At 69.4% G+C, this 21,307-nt stretch carries 18 protein-coding genes and 1 tRNA gene; 4 read left to right on the forward strand and 15 right to left on the reverse strand.

Annotated elements, in window-relative coordinates; genetic code table 11:
• Positions 1-273: 273 nt before the first annotated feature.
• The 3 genes from BLT62_RS14335 to BLT62_RS14345 all read right to left on the reverse strand — a co-directional run bounded on the left by BLT62_RS14335 (position 274) and on the right by BLT62_RS14345 (position 2,937).
• Complete coding sequence (locus BLT62_RS14335; RefSeq protein WP_083364671.1) at positions 274-1,251, reverse strand: ribose-phosphate diphosphokinase; 978 nt, start codon at positions 1,249-1,251, stop codon at positions 274-276.
• A 42-nt stretch (positions 1,252-1,293) separates the two neighbouring features.
• Positions 1,294-2,721, reverse strand: coding sequence for a bifunctional UDP-N-acetylglucosamine diphosphorylase/glucosamine-1-phosphate N-acetyltransferase GlmU (gene glmU / locus BLT62_RS14340; protein ID WP_083364672.1), 1,428 nt, complete (start codon positions 2,719-2,721; stop codon positions 1,294-1,296).
• A gap of 144 nt (positions 2,722-2,865) precedes the next feature.
• Positions 2,866-2,937, reverse strand: a tRNA-Gln gene (locus tag BLT62_RS14345).
• Between the two features lie 125 nt (positions 2,938-3,062).
• Here BLT62_RS14345 and BLT62_RS14350 point away from each other — a divergent pair.
• A complete protein-coding gene (locus BLT62_RS14350; protein ID WP_083364673.1) occupies positions 3,063-3,554 on the forward strand; it encodes a MarR family winged helix-turn-helix transcriptional regulator in 492 nt (163 codons plus the stop codon).
• Between the two features lie 117 nt (positions 3,555-3,671).
• Here the strand turns inward: BLT62_RS14350 and BLT62_RS14355 are convergent, their stop codons facing one another.
• The 4 genes from BLT62_RS14355 to BLT62_RS14370 all read right to left on the reverse strand — a co-directional run bounded on the left by BLT62_RS14355 (position 3,672) and on the right by BLT62_RS14370 (position 8,473).
• Positions 3,672-4,331, reverse strand: a complete 660-nt coding sequence (locus tag BLT62_RS14355) for a methionine ABC transporter permease (RefSeq protein ID WP_083364674.1) — start codon at positions 4,329-4,331, stop codon at positions 3,672-3,674.
• On the reverse strand, positions 4,331-5,356 hold the full coding sequence (locus BLT62_RS14360; RefSeq protein WP_083364675.1) for a methionine ABC transporter ATP-binding protein: 1,026 nt from the start codon (positions 5,354-5,356) through the stop codon (positions 4,331-4,333). Before BLT62_RS14360 ends, BLT62_RS14355 begins: the two co-directional genes overlap by 1 nt.
• Positions 5,357-5,503: 147 nt before the next feature.
• On the reverse strand, positions 5,504-6,412 hold the full coding sequence (locus BLT62_RS14365; protein WP_172829721.1) for a MetQ/NlpA family ABC transporter substrate-binding protein: 909 nt from the start codon (positions 6,410-6,412) through the stop codon (positions 5,504-5,506).
• Between the two features lie 213 nt (positions 6,413-6,625).
• Entirely contained in the window at positions 6,626-8,473 is a 1,848-nt protein-coding gene (locus BLT62_RS14370; protein ID WP_083364676.1) for an ABC-F family ATP-binding cassette domain-containing protein, read from the reverse strand.
• 228 nt (positions 8,474-8,701) lie between these two features.
• On the opposite strand from BLT62_RS14370, the gene BLT62_RS14375 reads away from it, so the two are divergent.
• The gene (locus tag BLT62_RS14375; RefSeq protein ID WP_156786367.1) at positions 8,702-9,628 is read left to right on the forward strand and encodes an endonuclease domain-containing protein; all 927 of its coding nucleotides are present in this window, start codon (positions 8,702-8,704) and stop codon (positions 9,626-9,628) included.
• Positions 9,629-9,790: 162 nt separating this feature from the next.
• On the opposite strand, the gene BLT62_RS14380 is transcribed toward BLT62_RS14375, so the two are convergent.
• From BLT62_RS14380 to rsmI, 8 genes are all read right to left on the reverse strand, one after another.
• Positions 9,791-10,726 (reverse strand): 4-(cytidine 5'-diphospho)-2-C-methyl-D-erythritol kinase, encoded by a 936-nt coding sequence (locus BLT62_RS14380; protein ID WP_083364677.1) that lies wholly within the window; start codon positions 10,724-10,726, stop codon positions 9,791-9,793.
• Positions 10,727-10,735: 9 nt separating this feature from the next.
• Positions 10,736-11,281 (reverse strand): DUF4287 domain-containing protein, encoded by a 546-nt coding sequence (locus BLT62_RS14385; RefSeq protein ID WP_083364678.1) that lies wholly within the window; start codon positions 11,279-11,281, stop codon positions 10,736-10,738.
• A 171-nt stretch (positions 11,282-11,452) separates the two neighbouring features.
• Positions 11,453-12,385, reverse strand: coding sequence for a 16S rRNA (adenine(1518)-N(6)/adenine(1519)-N(6))-dimethyltransferase RsmA (rsmA, locus tag BLT62_RS14390; RefSeq protein ID WP_083364679.1), 933 nt, complete (start codon positions 12,383-12,385; stop codon positions 11,453-11,455).
• Positions 12,382-13,434 carry a TatD family hydrolase gene (locus BLT62_RS14395; RefSeq protein ID WP_083364680.1) on the reverse strand — a complete coding sequence of 351 codons (1,053 nt, stop codon included), beginning with the start codon at positions 13,432-13,434 and terminating at the stop codon, positions 12,382-12,384. The genes rsmA and BLT62_RS14395 overlap by 4 nt, the downstream gene beginning before the upstream one ends.
• Positions 13,435-13,497: 63 nt before the next feature.
• Complete coding sequence (gene metG, locus BLT62_RS14400) at positions 13,498-15,060, reverse strand: methionine--tRNA ligase (protein WP_083364681.1); 1,563 nt, start codon at positions 15,058-15,060, stop codon at positions 13,498-13,500.
• Positions 15,061-15,119: 59 nt separating this feature from the next.
• Positions 15,120-16,388 carry an NADP-dependent oxidoreductase gene (locus BLT62_RS14405; protein ID WP_083364682.1) on the reverse strand — a complete coding sequence of 423 codons (1,269 nt, stop codon included), beginning with the start codon at positions 16,386-16,388 and terminating at the stop codon, positions 15,120-15,122.
• Between the two features lie 73 nt (positions 16,389-16,461).
• Positions 16,462-17,256, reverse strand: a complete 795-nt coding sequence (locus tag BLT62_RS14410; protein ID WP_083364683.1) for an SDR family NAD(P)-dependent oxidoreductase — start codon at positions 17,254-17,256, stop codon at positions 16,462-16,464.
• A gap of 68 nt (positions 17,257-17,324) precedes the next feature.
• Positions 17,325-18,170, reverse strand: coding sequence for a 16S rRNA (cytidine(1402)-2'-O)-methyltransferase (gene rsmI, locus BLT62_RS14415; protein ID WP_083364684.1), 846 nt, complete (start codon positions 18,168-18,170; stop codon positions 17,325-17,327).
• A gap of 27 nt (positions 18,171-18,197) precedes the next feature.
• Here rsmI and BLT62_RS14420 point away from each other — a divergent pair, with 27 nt between their 5' ends.
• Both BLT62_RS14420 and BLT62_RS14425 read left to right on the forward strand, forming a co-directional pair.
• Positions 18,198-19,937: a dolichyl-phosphate-mannose--protein mannosyltransferase gene (locus BLT62_RS14420; RefSeq protein WP_083364685.1), complete on the forward strand. Its 1,740-nt coding sequence runs from the start codon at positions 18,198-18,200 to the stop codon at positions 19,935-19,937.
• A 226-nt stretch (positions 19,938-20,163) separates the two neighbouring features.
• Positions 20,164-21,306, forward strand: coding sequence for a fatty acid desaturase family protein (locus tag BLT62_RS14425; protein WP_083364686.1), 1,143 nt, complete (start codon positions 20,164-20,166; stop codon positions 21,304-21,306).
• The last annotated feature ends 1 nt before the right edge of the window (position 21,307 follow it).

Below are 21,307 nucleotides of genomic sequence, written 5' to 3' on the forward strand. Positions count from 1 at the left end.
TCTACCGAATCGCCGTGGACCGCGGTGTTGCGCTGCCGCACGGCCAGCGGCGCAGAAACCGCGTCTCGCTGCAGCTGGTGCTGCAGTGAAACGCGGTTTCTGGGGCGGAGCTGGGGTGGCGCGAGTGGCCAGCGGTCGGCGTTCCTGAGGATGCCTGGGTATGGGCTGCCGTTTTTCTCGGCGCCCCCGTGGCCAGCGGTAGCTGTTCCCAAGGATGCCTTGGTATGGGCTGCCGCCTTTCGCCGCCTAATTATTGATGCACTGCATCAATAATTACGCGGCGCCGTCAAACATGCTGGTGACGGAGCCGTCCTCGAACACCTCGTGGATGGCGCGGGCCAGCAGCGGGGCGATCGGGAGCACCGTCAGGCGGTCCCAGGTCTTCTCCGGCGGCAGCGGCAGCGTGTCGGTGACGACGACCTCGTCGATGAACTCGCTCTGCAGCAGCTCGGTCGCGGGGTCGCTGAACACGGCGTGCGTCGCGGCAACGACGACGCCGATGGCGCCGGCGGCCTTGAGCGCCTCTGCGGCCTTGACGATGGTGCGGCCGGTGTCGATCAGGTCATCCACCAGCAGGCAGACGCGCCCCTCGACCGGGCCGATGATCTCGTGCACGGAGACCTGGTTCGGCACCAGCGGGTCGCGGCGCTTGTGGATGATGGCCAGCGGGGCGCCGAGCTTGTCGCTCCAGATGTCGGCGACGCGCACGCGGCCCATGTCCGGCGAGACGACGGTCAGGGTGGCCGGGTCCAGCTTGTCCTTGAAGTGCTTGAGCAGAACCGGCATGGCGAAGAGGTGGTCGACGGGGCCGTCGAAGAAGCCCTGGATCTGTGCGGCGTGCAGGTCGACGCTCATGATGCGGTCGGCGCCGGCCGTCTTGAACAGGTCTGCGACGAGGCGGGCCGAGATCGGCTCACGGCCGCGGCCCTTCTTGTCCTGGCGGGCGTACGGGTAGAACGGAGCGACGACGGTGATGCGCTTGGCAGAAGCGCGCTTGAGGGCGTCCACCATGATCAGCTGTTCCATCAGCCACTCGTTGATCGGGGCGGAGTGCGACTGGATCACGAAGGCGTCGCAGCCGCGCACGCTCTCGTCGTAGCGGGCGTAGAGCTCACCGTTGGCGAAGGTCCGAGCATCCGTCGGCACCAGATCGGAACCCAGCTCCGCGGCGATGTCGATGGCAAGTTGCGGGTGTGCTCGCCCGGAGACGAGGACGAGGCGCTTTTCTCCGCTGGACTTGATTCCGGACACGTGTAGTCTCGCTCTCCCCGACGGCGGGCCGTCGAAATTTTGTTATTCTGCCTGCGCGGCCTGGGCAGCGTCGTCCGCGGCGCTCCCGGCCCGGTGGGTGTGCACCCAGCCGTCCATGTTTCGCTGCGGAGCGACGCTGATGGCCAAGGCGCCGGCCGGTACGTTCTTGCGAACGACCGTTCCCGCACCCGTGTACGCTCCGTCACCAATTGTAATCGGCGCGACGAAGACCCCGTGCGACCCGGTGCGCACATGTGACCCGATTTGCGAGGAATGCTTGTTCACACCGTCGTAATTGGCGAAGATCGATCCGGCGCCGATGTTGGAGTGCTCGCCGATCGTCGCGTCGCCGACATAGCTGAGGTGCGGGACCTTGCTGCCGGTGCCGATCTTCGCGTTCTTCGTCTCGACGAACGCACCGATCTTGCCGTCGGATCCGAGGATCGTGCCGGGACGGAGGAAGGCGAAGGGGCCGACGGACGCCGCGGCGCCCACCACCGCGAGCGTGGCGTCGCTGCGGCGCACCTCGGCGCCCTCGCCGATCTCGCAGTCGACCAGGGTCGTGTCCGGGCCGATGATGGCACCGGTCTCGACGACGGTCGCACCGAGGATCTGGGTGCCGGGCCGCAGCGTCACGTCGGGCGCGAGCTTCGCCTTGAGGTCGATCCAGGTGCTTGCCGGGTCCTGGATCGTGACGCCGGCCAGCTGCCAGCCGCGCACGATCAGCGCGTTCAGACGCAGGGCCGCCTCGGAGAGCTGGGCGCGGTCGTTGACGCCGGCCACCAGCCAGGCCTCGGCCACGGGAACCGCGCTCACGTCGGAGCCCGCCGCGCGCAGCAGACCGATGACGTCGGTGAGGTACTTCTCGCCCTGGGCGTTGTCGGTGGTGAGCTTGCCGAGCTGCTCGCGCAGCGCGTCGGCGGAGAAGATGTAGACGCCGGCGTTGCCCTCGCCGATCGAGAGCTGCGCTTCGGTGGCATCCTTCTGCTCGACGATGCTGTCGAACTCGCCGGAGTCCCGGCGCACGATGCGGCCGTAGCCCGTGGCGTCGTCGTAGACGGCAGAGAGCACGGTGGCTGCGGCGCCGCTCGCCCGGTGCGCCTCGACGAACTGGCCGAGCGTCTGGGCGTCCAGCAGCGGAACGTCGCCGTTGATGACGAGCACATCGCCGGAGAAGTCGGCCGGCAGCGCGGCGACGGCCTGCTCGACGGCACGGCCGGTGCCCGGCACCTCGTCCTGGTCGACGATGATGCTCTCTGGCAGCTCGGAGTTGACGACGGCAGAGACGAGGTCGCGCTCGTGGCGCACGACGGTGACGATCGTCGCGGCATCGAGGGCCTTCGCGGTCGCGAGCACGTGGCTGACCATCGGCATGCCGGCGATCGGGTGCAGGAGCTTCGGCGTCGCCGACTTCATGCGCGTGCCCTGGCCTGCTGCGAGAACGATAATCGCCAGATTCTGATCGGTCATGGTTTCAGGCTCCTCGTAGTGGGAAGTGGGCCGCTTTCGTGGCCGTGTAGGTGCGGGCACGGTTTCATTTCCAAGGATTTCCTTGGAATCACGCTGCCGCCTTTCGGAGCGCCCTTATTTCAGCGCACAGCGCTGAGAAAAGCGCTCCGCCGCCAGGACTCGAACCTAGACCTAACAGCTCCAAAGGCTGTCGTGCTGCCATTACACCACGGCGGAACGCGCCGAAGTGACTTCCGCGCGTCCTCCAGTCTGCCAGAACATGGGGCCGGTCTCCGACGCGAACGCCGAAGCTGTGCGTGCCGCGCGCCGCGGCCGCGCCGTGCGGCCGGGATAATGGGGGGATGCCCACGAGTGACGAAGTCGACCGCATCGTCGATGCCTGGCTGCGCGAGCGCCCGGATCTCGACTTCACCCCGCTCCAGGTGCTCTCCCGGGTCGGTCGTTTGGCCAAGCACCTCGACCGCGCGCGCCGCACGGCCTTCGCCCGCTCCGAGCTGGAGTCCTGGGAGTTCGATGTGCTCTCGGCGCTGCGCCGGGCCGGAGAGCCGTTCCAGCTCTCCCCCAAGCAGCTCCTGCAGCAGACGCTGGTCTCCAGCGGAACGATGACGAACCGCATCGACCGGCTCGTGGTGCGCGAGCTCGTGCAGCGCCGCACCGACCCCAACGACGGCCGCGGCATCCTCGTCGTCATGACCCCGGCGGGCCAGACCCGGGTGGATGCCGCGATCACCCGCCTCGTCGACGCCGAGGCCGAGCTGCTCGGCGCGCTCAGCGCCCCAGAGCAGGAGCGCCTGGCCGGCCTGCTGCGCAAGCTCTCGCTCGACTTCGACTGATCGGCGCCCCCGGTCTCGATACGCTCGTTCCTCGCTACTCGACCAGCGGGTGTTCTCAACATCCGTTGGTCGAGTAGCGCCGCCCGCGGCGCGTATCGAGACCCGGGACGGACCCGTCTAGCGGCGGAGCGCCTTGCGGGCGAGGCGGTTGCCGAGCCACTGCACGAGCTGCACGAACACGACGATGAGCAGGATGGCCGCCCACATCACGACCGGCTCGAACTGGCGGTGGCCGTAGAGCTGCGCGAAGTAGCCGAGGCCGCCGCCGCCGACGAAGCCGGCCATCGCGGTCATGTCGACGATCGCCACGACGACGAAGGTGTAGCCGAGGATCAGCGGGCCGAGCGCCTCGGGGATCACGATCGTGCGGAGGATCCGCAGCGGCCCTGCACCCATCGCGCGGCCGGCCTCGACCACGCCGGGCGACACCGTGACGAGGTTCTGCTCGACGATGCGGGCGATGCCGAACGCCGCGGCGATGGACAGCGCGAACACGGCGGCGTTGTTGCCGATGCCGGTGCCGATCACGGCGCGCGTCAGCGGCTGCAGCGCGGCGATGAAGATGATGAACGGGATCGGCCGGAAGAAGTTGATCACGACGTTGAGGATCGTGGAGATTGTCTTGTTGGGCAGCAGCCCGCCGGCACGGGTCGTGTACAGGCCCAGCCCGATCAGCAGGCCGAAGAAGCCACCGAAGAGCAGCGTCGCCGAGACCATGTAGAGCGTTTCGGCGGCGGCCTTCCAGAACTCGGGCTGCAGTTCGATCAGCGCATCCATCACGCCACCTCCGTCACGCTCGTGGCCTGGGCAATGTCGGCGAGCACGCCGTCGATGACGGCATCCGATGCCCGCAGCGCCAGGGTCAGGTGGCCGAAGGCCTTGCCCTGGATGTCGTTGATTCCGCCGTAGATGAGCTCGAACTCGACGCCGGCCTGGGCCAGCTTGAGGAACACGGAGGCCTGGCTGGCGTCGCCGTCGCGGAACGACAGCGTCACGATGCGCCCCTCGTGCCGCTCGCGCAGCACGGCGCGCTCGGCCGGGCTGGGCACGCCCTTGACGACGGTGCCGACGAAGGTCTGGCTGGAGCCGTTCTGCGGGTTGGAGAACACCTCGAACACGTCGCCGCTCTCGACGATGCGGCCTTGGTCCATCACGGCGACCTTGGTGGCGATGCTCTGGATCACCTCCATCTCGTGGGTGATCACGACCATCGTCACGCCGAACTCGGAGTTCACCCGCTTGAGCAGGGCGAGAACCTCCTGCGTGGTCTCCGGGTCGAGGGCGCTGGTGGCCTCGTCACAGAGCAGGATGCTGGGCGCGGTCGCCAGCGCGCGGGCGATGCCGACGCGCTGCTTCTGGCCGCCGGAGAGCTGCTCCGGGAAGTTCTTCGCCTTGTCGGCGAGGCCGACGAACTCCAGCAGCTCGTCGACGCGGGCCTGGATCTTCTCCTTGGAGGCGCCGGCCACGCGCAGCGGGTAGGCCACGTTGTTCCACACCGTCTTGGCGTTGAACAAGTTGAACTGCTGGAAGATCATGCCGATGCCGAGGCGCACGGGGCGCAGCTGCTTCTCGCCGAGCCCGGCGAGCTCCTGGCCGTTGACGACGACGCTGCCGTCGGTGACGGGCTCGAGGGCGTTGATCAGCCGGACCAGGGTGCTCTTGCCTGCGCCGGAATAGCCGATGATGCCGTAGACGTCGCCCGCCTCGATGTCGAGACTGACGTCGTTGATGGCGAGAACGGGGTCGCCGCCGTTCGGGTTCGGATACGCCTTGGTGACGTTCCGCAGGCTGACCAGGGCCATGGGCTACTCCTTTGCGGCGTCCTGCGGGGTGTGCATCGGCCGCGTTGTGTGAAAACGTGAGGAGCGGCCCCGCGGGGAGGATCCTGGCCCGGTGGGGCGGATGCCTCCCCGCGAAGCCGCGGGTGGTGCGGTGTTGCTACTGCTGAACTACTTCTGCGCCTTGGTGTCGGCCTCGACCGTGGCGAGCGAGGCGACCAGGTCGGCGACCGGGGTCTGCAGCGCGAGGCCGGTTCCGGCGGACGACTCGAGCAGACCGGCCTGGACGGCCTCGTCGGTCTGGAAGATCTCGACGAGCTTCTTGTAGGTCGCGTTGTCCTTGTCCTCGGCGCGCGCCGCGAAGACGTTGACGTAGGGCAGCGCGTTGGGGTCGCTGGGGTCGTCCTTGGCGATGGCGTCGGAGAACTCGAGGCCGGCATCCTGGACGAAGTCGTTGTTGATGACCGCGGCGGCGACATCCGGCAGCGAGGTCGGGATGAGCGAGGCTTCGAGGGCGGTGACCTTGACCTTGGACTTCGCCTCGTCGACGTCGTTCAGGCCGGAGAAGATGCTGCCGCCGTCCTTCAGCTCGATGAGCTTGGCCGACTGCAGGACGAGGAGCGCGCGGGCCAGGTTGCTGGCGTCGTCCGGCACGGCGACCGTCTCGCCGGCGGGGATGTCGGCAACGCTGCCGTACTTGGTGGAGTACAGGCCGAGCGGGTAGATGGCCGTGGAGCCGATGACCGTGAGGTCCTCGCCGGAGGCGACGTTGTAGTCGGCGAGGTAGACGATGTGCTGGAACTGGTTCAGGTCGAGGTCACCGGCGGTGAGCGCGGGGTTCGGCTGGGCGTAGTCGCCGAAGTCGACCAGCTCGACCGTGATGCCCTCGGCTGCGGCCGCATCGACGAAGGCGGGCCACTGCGGGTCGCTCTTGCCGACGACGCCGACCTTGACCGTCTCGGACTGCTCGGAGGATCCGCCGCCGACCTCGGCGGTCGTGGCGCAGCCGGCGAGGGCTGCGAGGAGGGGAAGCGTTGCGAGAGCTGCGAGGACCTTGGTGGTCTTCTTCGAGATGGACATAACTACCTTTCGCTGTGTGTACCCGACGACCGGTGATCTGCTGCGATCACGAAGCCGGTGCGGCTCCGCCATCTCTCTCGGCGCATAGCTCCGCCACGGGGAAATTCCACGGGGGTTTTGTGCGCCGCAGCTGTGCGGGGTAGTTACAACCGTACGCGGCCAATCTTCGACCGCCGGACCACTCCGCCTTAGTTCGTCACAGTTCCTGCGGCGCTAGCCCTCGAGAAGCTCAGAAAGTTCGATCCACCGGGTCTCGTTCGTGACCACGTCAGATTCGAGCTTCTGCAGCTGGGCCGTCAACGCACCCAGCCCGTCGTAATCGCTCTGGTCGTGAGTGGCGAGCTTCTCGTGAATCTCGGCGATCTGCTGCTGCCACTTGGCGATCTTGCGGTCGATGGATGCCAGCTCCTTCTGCGCGTTGCGCAGCTCGGCGCCGCCCAGCTTCGGCTTGGCGGCCGCGGCGGGCTTGCCCGCGGCAGCCGGGGTGTCGTTGGAACCGACGACGCTCTCGAAGCCGACGTTGTCGGCATCCGCCGCAACCTGCCGCTTGCGCATCTCGATGTACTGCTCGACGCCGCCGGGCAGGTGCTTGAAGTGCCCCTCGGTGACGGCGTACTGCTGGTCGGTGACGCGCTCGATCAGGTACCGGTCGTGGCTGACGACGAGCAGCGTGCCGGGGAAGGAGTCGAGCAGGTCCTCCATCGCGGCGAGCATGTCGGTGTCGAGGTCGTTGGTCGGCTCATCGAGGATCAGCACGTTCGGCTCGTCGAGCACGATCAGCAGCAGCTGCAGGCGGCGCTTCTGGCCACCGGAGAGGTCCTTGACCGGGGTGGAGAGCTGCGAGCTCATGAAGCCCATGCGCTCGAGCAGCTGGCCGGGCGTCATCTCCTTGCCGCCGGCGACGTAGCTGGAGCGCTGGCGGCCGATGACCTCGCTGACGCGGTCGTTCTGGATCGCCTTGAGCTCGTTGAGCTGCTGGGTGAGCACGGCGACCTTGATCGTCTTGCCGCGCTTGACGGTGCCCGTGGTGGGCTGCAGGGTGCCGGCGACGAGGTTCAGCAGCGTGGACTTGCCGGCCCCGTTGACGCCGAGGATGCCGGTGCGCTCGCCCGGCGCGATGCGCCAGGTGATGTCGTTCAGCACGGTCTTCTCGGCCGAGTGCGCGGTGGCGGGGAACTTGACGGTGACGTCGATCAGGTCGACGACGTCCTTGCCGAGGCGCTGCATGGCCATCGACTGCATCGACACGGTGTCGCGGGGCGGCGGCTCGTTCGCGATCAGCTCGTTGGCGGCGTCGATGCGGAACTTCGGCTTGGCGGTGCGGGCCGGGGCGCCGCGGCGCAGCCAGGCCAGCTCCTTCTTCATCAGGTTCTGGCGCTTGGCCTCGCTGACGGCGGCGGAGCGGTCGCGCTCGACGCGCTGCAGGATGTACGCCGCGTAGCCTCCCTCGAAGGGCTCGATGATGCGGTCGTGCACCTCCCAGGTGGCGTTGCAGATCTCGTCGAGGAACCACCGGTCGTGGGTGACGACGACGAGGCCGCCGCTGCCCTGTGGCCAGCGGCGCTTGAGATGCCCGGCCAGCCAGGCGATGCCCTCGACGTCGAGGTGGTTGGTGGGCTCATCGAGGAAGATGACGTCGTGGTCGCCGACGAGGAGGGCGGCGAGGGCGACGCGGCGGCGCTGGCCGCCCGAGAGGCTCTCCACGATGCCGTCCCACGGCACGTCGCTGAGCAGCCCGCCGATGACGTCGCGGACGACGGGGTCGCCGGCCCAGACGTGCTCGTCGATGCCGCCGACGACGGCCTGGGCGACGGTGAGCGTCGAGTCGACCGTGTCGGCCTGGTCGAGCATGGCCAGGCGCACGTCGCGGCGGCGCGTGACGCGACCGCCGTCGGGCTCCATCCGGCCGGCGAGCAGCTTCAGCAGGGTGGACTTTCCGTCGCCGTTGCGGCCGACGATGCCGACGCGGTCGCCCTCATTGAGCCCCACCGTCACTTCGTCGAAGATCACGCGGGTAGGGAATTCGAGGTGCAGCCTTTCGGCGCCAAGCATGTGTGCCATATCGCCACCAACTCTACTGGGCGCGCCTGTGCGTCGGGCCCGCCTCCCCCGCTCTCCTCTCATTCCCCTCCCTCCTCCCCTCCCCGCTTCCATCGAGACTGCGCGACTTGTAGTTCAGGCCCGCTCGAACGACAAGTCGCGCAGTCTCGATGCTTGGAGGAGGGAGGCGCGTGGGGCAGCTGTGGATAACTTCTGCGGGGACAGGCGGCGTTCGGGCACGCTGTGTGCATGCACAAGCGCGACCAGCTGCGCCATTTCCTCGCCGCGAGCGGACCGCTCGCCACGAACGAGTCTGCGGCCATCGGCATCACTCCAGGACAGCTGCGGCACCGCGATGTGCTCAGCCCGTTTCGCGGAGTCGTGATGGGCCGGGCCGCCGAGTCGGTCCCCGAGTTGGCGGCCGCCTATGCGAAGCGGATGCCGCGGCGCCAGTACTTCAGCCATTCCACCGCGGCGCTGCTCCACGGCATCCCGCTGCCAGCCGAGCAGGAGAGGGCTCTCGTGCTCCACGTCAGCACCTCGGTCGCCGGAGGGATTCCTCGCTGCCGCGGCGTCGTCGGCCATCAGGGCGCCTGGGATCGCTCGCCCACCGAACGCGCGGGGCTGCGCCTCAGCGCGGCCGTGCACGCCTGGTGCGAGCTCGCGTCGCTCCTCGCCGTCGACGACCTCGTAGCCGCCGGCGACTTCCTGGTGACCGGGGACGAGCCGTACTCCGGCATCCCTCCGCTGGCCACGCTGGAGCAGCTGACCGCAGCGGTGAGGAGGTACGGCTCCCGGCGCTACGCGCGCCGGCTTCGCCAGGCTCTCGCACTGGTGCGCTACGGCTCGATGTCGCGGATGGAGAGCCTCACCCGCCTGGCGATGCAGACTGCGGGTCTCCCCGAGCCCCGATTGAATCACCCGGTGTTCGACGAGCACGGCACCCAGATCGCGCTGATCGACCTGGCGTACCCCGAGTTCAAGGTCGGCATCGAGTATCAGGGTGACGGGCACCGCGATCGGGTGCAGTACCGCAACGACACGGCCAGGCGGGAGCGCCTCGAAGACCGCGGCTGGACGATCGTCTACGTCACCGCCGACGACCTCAGGTTCCGCTTGAACGAGACCATGAACCGCATCCGAACCCGTCTGCGCCAGCGCGGCGCCCGCTTCTAGCCCACCCACCCCAGCGCGCACGCCGCCCCAAACGCCCACCTATTCACGTCGAGACTGCACGACTTGTAGTTCGCGCGCGCCTGAACGACAAGTCGCGCAGTCTCGGCGCAGGGTGTCGGGGCGTGCGGGCGCGGAGGAGCTGGGGGCGGATGCGGGGTGTGTCTAGGAGTGCATGACGCGGGCGCCGTGCACCGGGCCGTGTGCCCGCACCGCGGTCAGCCGCGAGGCGGAGAGCGCCACCTGCAGCTCGAGTGCGGTGTCGGCGTCGGGCGCCAGGAAGGCCAGCGTCGGGCCGGAGCCGGAGACGATCCCGGCCAGCGCGCCGTTCGCCTCGCCGAGCTCGAGGATCTGTCCGAGTCCGGGGGCCAGGTGCAGCGCCGGCGCCTGCAGGTCGTTGTGCAGTGCCTCGGCGAGCAGGGCGGAGTCACCGGCGCGCAGGGCGTGCAGCACGCGGGCGTCGACCTGCGGCGAGACGGCCGCCGGCCGGATGTCGGCGGCGTTCCGCTCCCGGTGCCGGTCCAGCTCGGCGTAGACGGCCGGCGTGGACATCCCGAACTCGGCGACGGCGAGCACCCAGTGGAAGTTGCCCTGCGCGAGCGCCGGGCTGAGCTGGTCGCCGCGCCCCGTCCCGATCGCGGTGCCGCCGGCCAGGGCGAAGGGCACGTCGGCGCCCAGCTTGGCCGCCAGCGCGTGCATCTCGTCTTTGCCGAGCTCGGTGCCCCAGAGCGCGTCGCAGGCGATCAGGCTGGCCGCGGCATCCGCGGAGCCCCCGCCCATGCCGCCGGCGATGGGCACGTTCTTCTCGATCTCGAGTCGCACGCCGCCGCGGTAACCCGTCTTCCGGGCGAGCAGCCTGGCCGCCTTGATGGCGAGGTTACTGCCGTCGACCTCCAGCCCGGAGGTGTCGACGCTGCCGCTGAAGCTGACCGAGAAGTCGTCGGCCGGGTGGGCGCGCACATCCTCGTACAGCGAGACGGCCTGATAGGCCGTGGCCAGGTCGTGGTAGCCGTCGTCCTGCAACGCGCCCACGGCGAGGAAGACATTGATCTTGCCCGGCGCCCTCGCATGTACAACTGGGGAGGCGGCGGCGAGAGTCATATCTTCACGCTATCCCAACTCGGCGGCGGCCTGCAGCCAGCCCTGCATGCGCAGCTTGGCCGGGGCGACCTCGTCGGCCCCGCCGAGCCGCTGCCAGGTGAGACCGGCCGAGGTCTTGCCGCCCTTCGAGGGCGCGGCCGAGGCCAACAACGATCCGACCGGCATCGGCCAGCGCGCGGTGACGTGCTTCGCGGCACGGCTCTCGGAGGCCGGCGCGCCCAGCTCGGCCGAGACGGCCGCGATCACGGCGTCCAGCGCCGGGAGCTGCTCGAGCGGGAGCGTCTTGGAGACGCTCGCCTCGAAGCTGCCGTCCTGGCGCTGGCCGGGCGCGCGGATGCCGCGGGCCTGCTCGTAGCCGACGGTGACACCCTGCGCCCACCACCCGCCGAGCGGGTAGTTCGCGTCGAGCCAGCGGGCGATCACGGAGTGCTTCCAGCCGGCGGCCCCCTCGGCGTCGAGGATCGCGAACCACTCCGGCCAGGTCTTGCCGGTCGCAGCCGCGAGCGCCTCGTCGCTGACGCCGTCGCGGCGCCCGGTCACAGGTTCATCGGTCATGCGGGCAACGCTAGCCGGTGGCCGCCGCGCCGCGCCAGCGCGACGCGCAGCGCCGCGAAAGGCGGCAGCCAGTTCCAAGGAAGACTGCGAAACTGTCACCGGTGCGTGCCGGGTTTCGACCCTTCGACAAGCTCAACCAGCGGAAGGGCTGCTCTCCCCCGTTGGCTCGGCTCAGTTGGCGCTGGCGGCGGCGGCGCGCGCGATGCGCAGGAAGTCGTGCACGGTCAGCTGCTCGCCGCGGTCGGTCGGGCTGACACCGGCGGCCTCGAGCACGGCGCTGGCCGCCGCGGTGTCGCCGAGCACGGGCGCCAGCGACTGGCGCAGCATCTTGCGGCGCTGCTGGAAGGCGGCATCCACGAGCGCGAACGTTGCGAGGCGCTCCTCCTCTGTGCCGATCGCGCCGGTCTCGTCGATGGCGGCGTCGCCGCTGGATGCCGCATCCCGGCGGTCGAAGCCGACGAGGATCGAGTCGACGTTCGGCACCGGCCAGAACACCTGGCGGGAGACGTGGCCGGCGGTGCGCCAGGAGCCGTACCACTCGGCCTTGACGCTCGGGCTGCCGTACACCTTGGAGCCGGGGGTGGCTGCGAGGCGCTGGCCGACCTCCGCCTGCACCATGACGATGCCGGAGCGGATGGACGGGAAGTGTTCGAGGAAGTGCAGCAGCACGGGCACCGAGATGTTGTACGGCAGGTTGGCGACGAGTCGGGCCGGCTCGCCGGGCAGCTCGGTAACGCGCATGGCGTCCTGGGTGATGACGGTGAGCGGGACGCCCGGCTGCATGAGCTCGACGGTCTTCGGCAGCTGTTCGGCCAGGCGCTTGTCGATTTCGACGGCGGTGACGGATGCCCCGGTCTCCAAGATCCCGAGGGTGAGCGAGCCGAGCCCCGGCCCGATCTCGACGATGTGCTCGCCCGCGCGCACGCCGGCGACCTTCACGATGCGCCGCACCGTGTTGGCGTCGATGACGAAGTTCTGGCCGAGCTTCTTGGTGGGGGTGACATCGAGGAGTTCGGCGAGGTCGCGGATCTCGGCGGGGCCGAGCAGCCGGCCGTGCCCTGGCACCGTCTCAGGCGTTTCTTCTTCGTGGCGGTGTGCGGTCATGCGATGCCTCCGATGGCCTCGGTGTTGCCAGGTGAAGTCGTGGCAGGGGAAACGGCGGGTGAGGCAGAAAGCGGTGCGGAGCGCGGCGCAGCGGATACCGCGGCGGACGGTGTGAGGGAGCCGACCGGCTCCGCGTCCCAGCGGCCGTAGACCAGCTCGGTGTTCGAGTTGACCTGCGCGGCCAGCACGGCGACGTCGGTGCCGAGCTCGGCCGCCATGGCGCGCAGCGTCAGCGGCAGCAGGTAGGGGGCATTGGGCCGGCCGCGGAACGGCGTCGGCGTGAGGAAGGGGGCATCCGTCTCGACCAGGATCTGGGAGCGCGGGATGACGGCGAGGGCGTCGCGCAGGTTCTGCGCGTTCTTGAAGGTGACCGTGCCGGCGAAGGAGAGGAACCAGCCGTTGTCGGCGCAGACCTTGGCCATCTCGGCGTCGCCGGAGAAGCAGTGGAAGACGGTGCGCTCGGGCGCCCCGACCCGCAGCAGCGTCTCGATCACGGCGTCGTGCGCGTCACGGTCGTGGATCTGCATGGCCAGGCCGTGGCGCTTGGCGATGTCGATGTGCGCCTCGAACGAGCGGTGCTGGGCGGCGCGCCCCTCCTCGCCGGTGCGGAAGTAGTCCAGGCCGGTCTCGCCGACGGCCACGACGCGTGGCAGCGCGGCGAGCCGGTCGATCTCGGCGATCGCCGCGTCGAGCCCGCCTTGCCAGCTGCCGTCCGGGCCGCCGGCGGTGTCGTAGATGGGCGCCTCATTGGGGTGGATCGCCACGGCCGCGAGCATGCGCGGCTCGATCGCGGCGGTCGCCGCGGACCACTGCGAGGTGGGTACGTCTCCGCCGACCTGGATCACGCCGCGCACGCCGACGGCCGAGGCCCGGTCGAGCTGCTCGCGGTAGTCGAGCGGGTTGTCGCCGTCGGCGATCTCGAGGTGCGTGTGGTTGTCGTAGATGCCGACGGTGAGCGCCTCCGGCAGCGGGGGGTAGCTGAGCTCCCGCCCCTCGGTCTGTGCGCGTGTGCGGACGTGCCCCGAGATATCAATGTTGGCGTCGCTCATCGTCGTTCCTCCTGGCCCCGGTCCCTGGGCGGCCGCGAACGGCCGCCCCGGGCAGCGGGCATGTTATTCGGCCGAGGTCTCGATCCGCGGGAACAGGGCCTCGAGCGGGGTGACCGTCCCGGATCCGGTCCACTCCCAGGCCTGGTCGATGCGCACGTCCTGCACGACGCCGTCGCCGCCGAGCGCGGTCCACAGCGTCGCGGTCGCCTTGGTGAGCACCGGCGAGAGCAGCACGGCGAGCGTGCCGAGGCCGCGGACGGCGGTGTTCAACACCGTCTCCAGGCGCTCCCGCTTCTCCGGGTCCTTGGCGAGAGCCCACGGCTCCTGCTCGGTGATGTAGCCGTTCAGGGCGTCGACGAGCTCCCACACGGTGCCGATGGCCTCGTGGATGGCGAGCCGGTCGATCGCGATCGATGCCGTGGCGGTCGCCGTGCGCTCGATCGCGCGGATGGCGGCATCCGCGTCGGTCATGTCGCCGGCGGCGGGGATGACGCCGTCGCAGTAGCGGTTGACCATGGCGATCACGCGCGAGGCGAGGTTGCCGAAGCCGTTGGCCAGCTCGGAGGTGTAGCGGGCGTGCAGGTCCTCCCAGGAGAAGGAGCCGTCCTGGCCGAAGTGGATGGCGCGGAGGAAGTAGTAGCGGAACGCGTCGGAGCCGAAGGTGTCGGTGATCTGCGTCGGGGCGATGCCGGTGAGCTTGGACTTGGACATCTTCTCGCCGCCGACGAGCAGCCAGCCGTGGCCGAAGACGCGGTGCGGCACCTGCAGGCCGGCGGCCATGAGCATGGCCGGCCAGATGACGGCGTGGAAGCGCAGGATGTCCTTGCCGACGAGGTGGGTGGCCGGCCAGCGGCGCTCGAACTCGGCATCGTCCTGGCCGTAGCCGACGGCGGTGACGTAGTTCAGCAGCGCGTCGAACCAGACGTAGACGACGTGCGTCTCGTCCCAGGGCACCTTGACGCCCCAGTCGAAGCTGGAGCGCGAGATGGAGAGGTCGTCGAGGCCGGAGCGGACGAAGGACATGACCTCGTTGCGGGCGCTCTCCGGCTGCACGAAGTCTGGACGCTCCTCGTAGAGAGCCAGCAGCTGCTCGGCGAAGGCGCTCATCTTGAAGAAGTAGTTCTTCTCGTGCAGCAGCTCGACGGGCTTGGAGTGGATCGCGCAGACCTTCTGGCCGGCGTAGTCGCCCTCGCCGTCGAGCAGGTCGCCCGGCTGCTTGTACTCCTCACAGCCGACGCAGTAGAAGCCCTCGTACTCGCCGGTGTAGATGTAGCCCGTGTCGTAGAGGTGCTGCAGGAACTTCTGCACGTTCTCTTCGTGGCGCTTCTCGGTGGTGCGGATGAAGTCGTCGTTGGAGAGGTCGATGGTCTCCAGCAGCGGCTTCCACGCCTCCTCGACGAGCTTGTCGGCCCATTCCTGCGGGGTGACGCCGTTGGCGGTCGCCGTGCGCAGGATCTTCTGGCCGTGCTCGTCGGTGCCGGTCAGGAACCAGGTGTCGTCGCCGCGCTGGCGGTGCCAGCGCGCGAGCACATCGGCGGCCACCTCGGTGTAGGCGTGTCCGATGTGCGGCACGTCGTTGACGTAGAAGATCGGCGTGGTGACAAAGAAAGAGGAGCCATCGGACATGCGCTCCATTCTATTCGGGCGCAGGATGCCGCTGGGGCGCGTTACCGGAGGCGGGGCGTTCAGCGGTCGATCACCGGTTCGCCCTCCTCCTCCGTCTCCGCTTCGGCCTCCGCTTCGGCCTCGGCCAGGGCGGCGGCCTCTGCGGCCTCTTCCGCGTCCAGCTGTTCGGAGGGGTGCGGGTGATGCTGTCCGCGCAGGTGCCCGAGCACGGGGGGCAGGTTCTCGAAGACCCGCATCCTGGCGTGCTTGGTGGGAACGTCGACGGTCGAGGCGGATTCCTTGAGGGCCACCCCGTGCGCGGTGGCGCCGTGCACGCGTTGCCGGGAGTAGCCGACCGGGTGCATGCCGAGCAGGATCTTGCCCCTGACGTGCCCGCGGTCCAACTCCTCGAACGCCTCCCGGACCTCGTCGATGGCGAAGATGTCAGAAATGGGCAGCAGCAGCCGGTGCTGCACGGCCAGTCGGGCGAGTCGGCTGACGACTTCGTGCCCGTACTCCTCGGCGCTCTCGTCGGCGATGTCCGAGCCGTCCGCGCGGGAAGCGGCTGCACCGGAGCCCCGCGTACCCGGCTTGGTGCGACCGTACTCATCGAGCCCGTAGTCGAACACGCCGTCCCAGTCGACGACGCTGCGGATGCGCGCCTCCTTCACGTTGAGCTCGCGCGCGATCTCGAGGTTCTGCCCCCCGAACGCGTCGAGGTACACGTCGACCCCCTCGGGCGCGAGCTCCCGGATCTGGCCGGCGACATCGCCGTCGTGGATCACCGGGATCACATCGAGCTGGCGGAGGAAGTCGGCGTTGCGCTCGCTGACCGTGCCGATGACCTTCGCCCCGCGCAGGCGGGCCAGCTGGGCTGCGATGCAGCCGACGCCGCCGGCCGCGGCCGAGATGACGACGGTGTCGCCCTGGCCGATGTCCACCGCGTTGATCGCGGCCCACGCGGTGGTGCCCGTCACGAACAGGCTGCCGGCGACCTCCCAGGGGAGGTGCGGCGGCTTGGGGGTGATGTTCGTGGCGGGCACGGTCAGGTGGGTGGCGTGCGAGCCGCGCGAGACGTGCCCGATGACTTCGTCGTTCACCGACCACCCGGTGACGCCGGGGCCGATGCCGCGGACGAAGCCGGCGAAGTCCGAGCCCTGGCCCTGCGGGAAGTGCGCCGGTATCCGATCGGCCAGTTTGCCTTCGCGCAGCCGCGAGTCCGCCGGGTTCACCCCGGCCGCGACCACCTCGATCAGCACCTCGCCCTCTCCGGGCACAGGCATGTCAATGTCAACGACCTCGAGAACCTCTGGACCGCCGTATTGCGAGAACTTCACTGCTTTCGGCACGGTGCACCTCCAACACTGGCTTCAACGGATTAAACGCAGCCGGGCCGTGCGTTGTTCCCGGCTGCTGGCACCATCACGGCAGGATCGCCCCGGCCGAGATGTTGAGGTTCGCGGCCGTGATCGTGCGGGCGTGCTCGGAGGCGGCGAAGACCGCGACGTTGCCGACGTCCTCCAACAGCGCGGCTCTGCCGAGCATTGTGTCGGCGGTGACCATCTCGGCGATCTGGGCGAACTCTGCCGCCTCGACGGGGTCGGCCGGGGTGTCGCCCAACACGCCGCCCGTCTGGATCATCACCGTGCGCACGCCCCGGGGACCGAGCTCTGCGGCGAACTGCTTCTGCAGGTGGTCGACGGCCTGCAGCGCCACCTGGAATCCGCCCATGCCGAAGCCGCGCACCGGATCGCCGGTGCCGCCGAAGAACAGCAGCACCCCGGAGCCCTGCGCGCTCATCTGCCTGGCCGCGGCCCGCGCCGTGAGGAATGCGGTGCGCACCCCCAGGTGGATGGGGCGCTCGAAATCGGCGAGCGACATGTCCACGAGCGGCGTCCCCATCACCTCGCCGATGCCGATCACGTTCAGTGAGATGTCGATGCGGCCGGATTGCTCGACCACCGCGGCCGCGTGTCGCTCGACCTGTTCCTCGTCCAGCGCGTCGACGACAGCCGGCTCGGCCTGCCAGCCCGCCGCGCGGAGCTCGACGGCGAGTTGCTCCACCGGTTCGGCGGTGCGACCGGCCAGGTGCACGGTGGCGCCGGCGCGGGCGAACGCGCGCGAGACCGCGCCGCCGATCTGGCCTCCAGCACCGTAGACGATGGCAACACGGCCGTCGAGTAGTCGGCTCCCCGAGTGGCTCTCCTGCGGCTGCATGGGCACCTCCACCGCCATGATCGCACCGGCACCGGCCGCCCGCAATCCCCGCCCAGATCGGGCGGGGCCTAGGGCGTGGTTGGCTTGCCCGGCTTGGCCGGCTTGGCCTCCAAGGCCGCCTGGTAGAGCTCGCGCTTGCCGAGCCCGGTGCCCTCCGAGACGACGGCCGCGGCATCCTTCAACCGCTCCCCCGCCGCCACCAGCGCCAGCACCTCGGCGATGCCGCCGGCCAGGTCGCCGACGCGCTTCTCCGCCCCGGCCACGACGATGCAGATCTCGCCCTTGACCCCGGATGCCGCCCACTCGGCGAGTTCGGCTGCGGTGCCGCGCTTGACCTCCTCGTAGAACTTCGTGAGCTCCCGGCAGACCACGACGCGGCGCTCGGCGCCGAACACGCTCGCCATGTCGGCGAGGGAGGCGGCCAGGCGGTTCGGCGACTCGAAGAACACCATGGTGCGGCGCTCGTCGCGCAGCTCGGTGAAGGTGCTGACCCGCTCCCCGTGCTTGCGCGGCAGGAAGCCCTCGAAGGTGAACCGGTCGGTCGGCAGGCCGGAGACGGCGAGGGCGGTGAGCACGGCACTCGGGCCGGGCAGCGCGGTCACGGTGACGCCGGCGCTGGCGGCGGCGTCGACCAGGTGGAAGCCGGGATCGGAGACGGTCGGCATGCCGGCGTCGCTCAGCACGAGCACGTCGCCCTCACGGGCCAGCTCGACGAGCTCGATCGACTTCTCGCGCTCGTTGTGGTCGTGCAGGGCGATGAGGCGGGGGCGGTTCTCGATGCCGAGGGCGGCGAGCAGGCGCTGCGTGACGCGGGTGTCCTCTGCCGCGATCACCGTGGCGGAGCCGAGCGCCTCGACCAGGCGCACCGAGGCGTCCTTGAGATTGCCGATGGGGGTCGCCGCGAGAATGATCATGTGTCCAGTCTGGCCTAGCATGGGCGAATGAGCATCGGGACGTCGCAGCAGCCGAGCGGCGATGACGCACCCAGCTCCCCCGTTCTGGCCGCGGGGCCGGTCGGCCAGACCGCGCCGGTGGGCCCGCCCGAGCAACAGATCGGGCAGCCGACCGAGCAGCCGACTGAGCCGGTCGCGGAGCGGCCGGAGCCGCGCGGCAGCCGCCTCGACGAGTGGTGGGGCCACCTGCTCCGCACGCCCGGCCGGCGGCGGCTCTGGTACTGGGGCGGCCCGATCGCCGTCACGCTGCTCGCCGCCGTCCTGCGGCTGTGGAACCTGGCCAGCCCGCACTCCCTCGTCTTCGACGAGACCTTCTACGTCAAAGACGCGTACACACTGCTGAACAACGGCTACGAATCGCAGTGGCCGGCCGGCGCCGACGAGCGCTTCAACTCCGGAGACACCGACATCTTCAGCGACGAGGGCTCCTTCGTGGTGCACCCTCCGCTCGGCAAGTGGGTGATCGCCCTCGGCCTGGCCGCCTTCGGCGCCGACAACTCCTTCGGCTGGCGCATCGGCACCGTCGTCGTCGGTGTTCTCGCCGTCTTCCTGCTCACGGTGATCGCCCGGCGACTGTTCGCCTCGACCATCGTCGCCGTCATCGTCGGCTTCCTGTTCGCGATCGACGGGCACGCGATCGTGATGTCGCGGGTGGCACTGCTCGACGGCATCCTGATGTTCTTCGCCCTGCTCGGCTTCGGCGCCATCCTGCTCGACCGCACCTGGCACGAGAAGCGCCTGCGCGCCTGGCTGGCCGAACGCCAGGCGAGGGTGGATGCCGGCCTGGCCACCGAGTCCAGCTGGGGCCCCGGCCTGTGGTGGCGGCCGTGGCTGCTCGCGGCCGGGCTCGCCTTCGGCATGGCGGCGAGCGTCAAGTGGTCTGGCCTGTACTTCCTGGCCGCCTTCGGCGTCTACGTGGTCGTCGTCGACGCCCTCGCGAGGCGGCGGGCCGGCGTGGCCTTCTGGGCGAGCGCGGCCGTGCTCAAACAGGGCCCCATCTCGTTCCTGTTGATGGTGCCGATCGCCCTCGCGACCTTCATCGCCAGCTGGACCGGCTGGTTCCTCACGGCCGGCGGCTACTACCGCAGCTGGGCCAGCGAGGCCGGCAACGCCTGGACCGGCGCGCTCGCCTGGGTGCCGGAGAGCGTGCAGAGCTTCTGGCACTACCAGGTCGCCGCCTACGAGTACCACGTGGGCCTCAGCACCCCGCACCCCTATCAGGCGAACCCGCTCACCTGGCTGTTCATGACCCGACCGACGAGCATGTACTACAAGGGCTCGAGCCTCGGCGAGGACGGCTGCCTGGCCGACCTGTGCAGCGCGGCGATCCACTCCGTCGCCAACCCGCTGATCTGGTGGGCTGCCGCGGCCGCCGCGTTCTACTTGCTGTACCGGCTGGCGCGCTACCGCGAATGGCAGACCGGACTGATCCTGATGGGCGTCGCCGCCGGCTACCTGCCCTGGCTGATGTACCTGAACCGCACCGTCTACCAGTTCTACACAATCGCCTTCGAGCCGTACCTGCTGCTCGGCCTCGGCGTCGTGATCGCCGTCATCCTCGGCCGACGCGACAACCCCCGCTGGCGCCGTCAACGCGGCATCGGGGTGGTCGCGGTCTACCTCAGTGTCGCCGCACTGGTCAGCGCCTTCTTCTACCCGATCTGGACGGCCCAACTCGTGCCGTACTGGTTCTGGCACCTGCACATGTGGCTGCCCAGTTGGGTCTGAATCCGGCCTGGACACGCCCGGAAAATCGGGCACATTGCCCGCGAGGAACATACACCCTTCATATTCCCGCCACGGCATGCAACCAGCGTGTAATCGAGGCCGTTTCTCAGCCAAAGCGACGTAGGCTGCTCTCATCTGATCGCAATGTCGCCGTATGAATTTCGACACGTGAGCTCCGGGCAGTTGCCCACCCCCGACTGGGAAGTCACTCACACGAAGGTCGACGATGAGCGAAGCGAACGCCGCCCCCCTTGCCGCCGGAGCCGCGGCATCCGTCACAATCACCAAGCCTGCCGTGCGGATCATCCGCACCCGCCCCGGCGGTGACCGGCAGAACCCCACCACCGAGTACTCGGCCCTGCTGCACACCGTGCGCAACCTCGGCCTGCTGCGCCGCGCCACGTGGTTCTACTGGATGATCTTCGGCATCCTGCTGGCCGCCCTCGGCGGCATCGTCACCGGCTTCGTGCTGCTGGGCGACAGCTGGTTCCAGCTGCTCATGGCCGCGGCCCTCGGCATCGTGCTCACCCAGTTCGCCTTCCTGGCGCACGAGGCCTCGCACCGCACCGTGTTCGAATCGGGCAAGGCCAACGACCGGGCCGGGCGCATCCTCGCCAACGCCTTCGTCGGCATCAGCTACTCCTGGTGGATGACCAAGCACTCGCGGCACCACTCGAACCCGAATGTCGTGGGCAAGGACCCCGACATCGACAACGACTTCATCGTGTTCCAGCCGGAGGAGGCCGCCAAGGTCAACCGCGTTCACGCCTTCGTCACCCGCCGCCAGGGCTGGCTGTTCTTCCCGATGCTCACCCTCGAGGGCCTGAACCTGCACATGCACGGCCTCCGCACCGTCATGGGCAAGGGCAAGGTCGACAAGCGCGGCCTCGAGATCAGCATGATCGTCACCCGCCTGGCCGCCTACCTGGCCGTGCTCTTCCTCTTCCTCCCCCTCGGCATGGCGTTCGCCTTCCTCGGCGTGCAGCTGGCCGTGTTCGGCGTGTACATGGGCGCGTCCTTCGCCCCCAACCACAAGGGGATGCCGATCCTCCCGCACGACTCCAAGGTCGATTTCCTGCGCCGCCAGGTGCTCACCAGCCGCAACATCCGCGGCGGCTGGGGCATGCTCACCTTCATGGGCGGCCTGAACTACCAGATCGAGCACCACCTGTTCCCGAACATGCCGCGCCCGCACCTGCGCAAGGCGCAGGAGCTCGTGAAGGAGTACTGCCAGGCGCACTCGATCAGCTACACCGAGACGGGCCTGTTCCAGAGTTACGGCATCGTCGTCGAGTACCTGAACAGGGTGGGGCTCTCGGCCCGCGACCCGTTCGACTGCCCGATGACGCAGCGCTTCCGCACCCACTAAT

It is taken from the genome of Microterricola viridarii (genome assembly GCF_900104895.1).
GTDB classification, from domain to species: domain Bacteria; phylum Actinomycetota; class Actinomycetes; order Actinomycetales; family Microbacteriaceae; genus Microterricola; species Microterricola viridarii.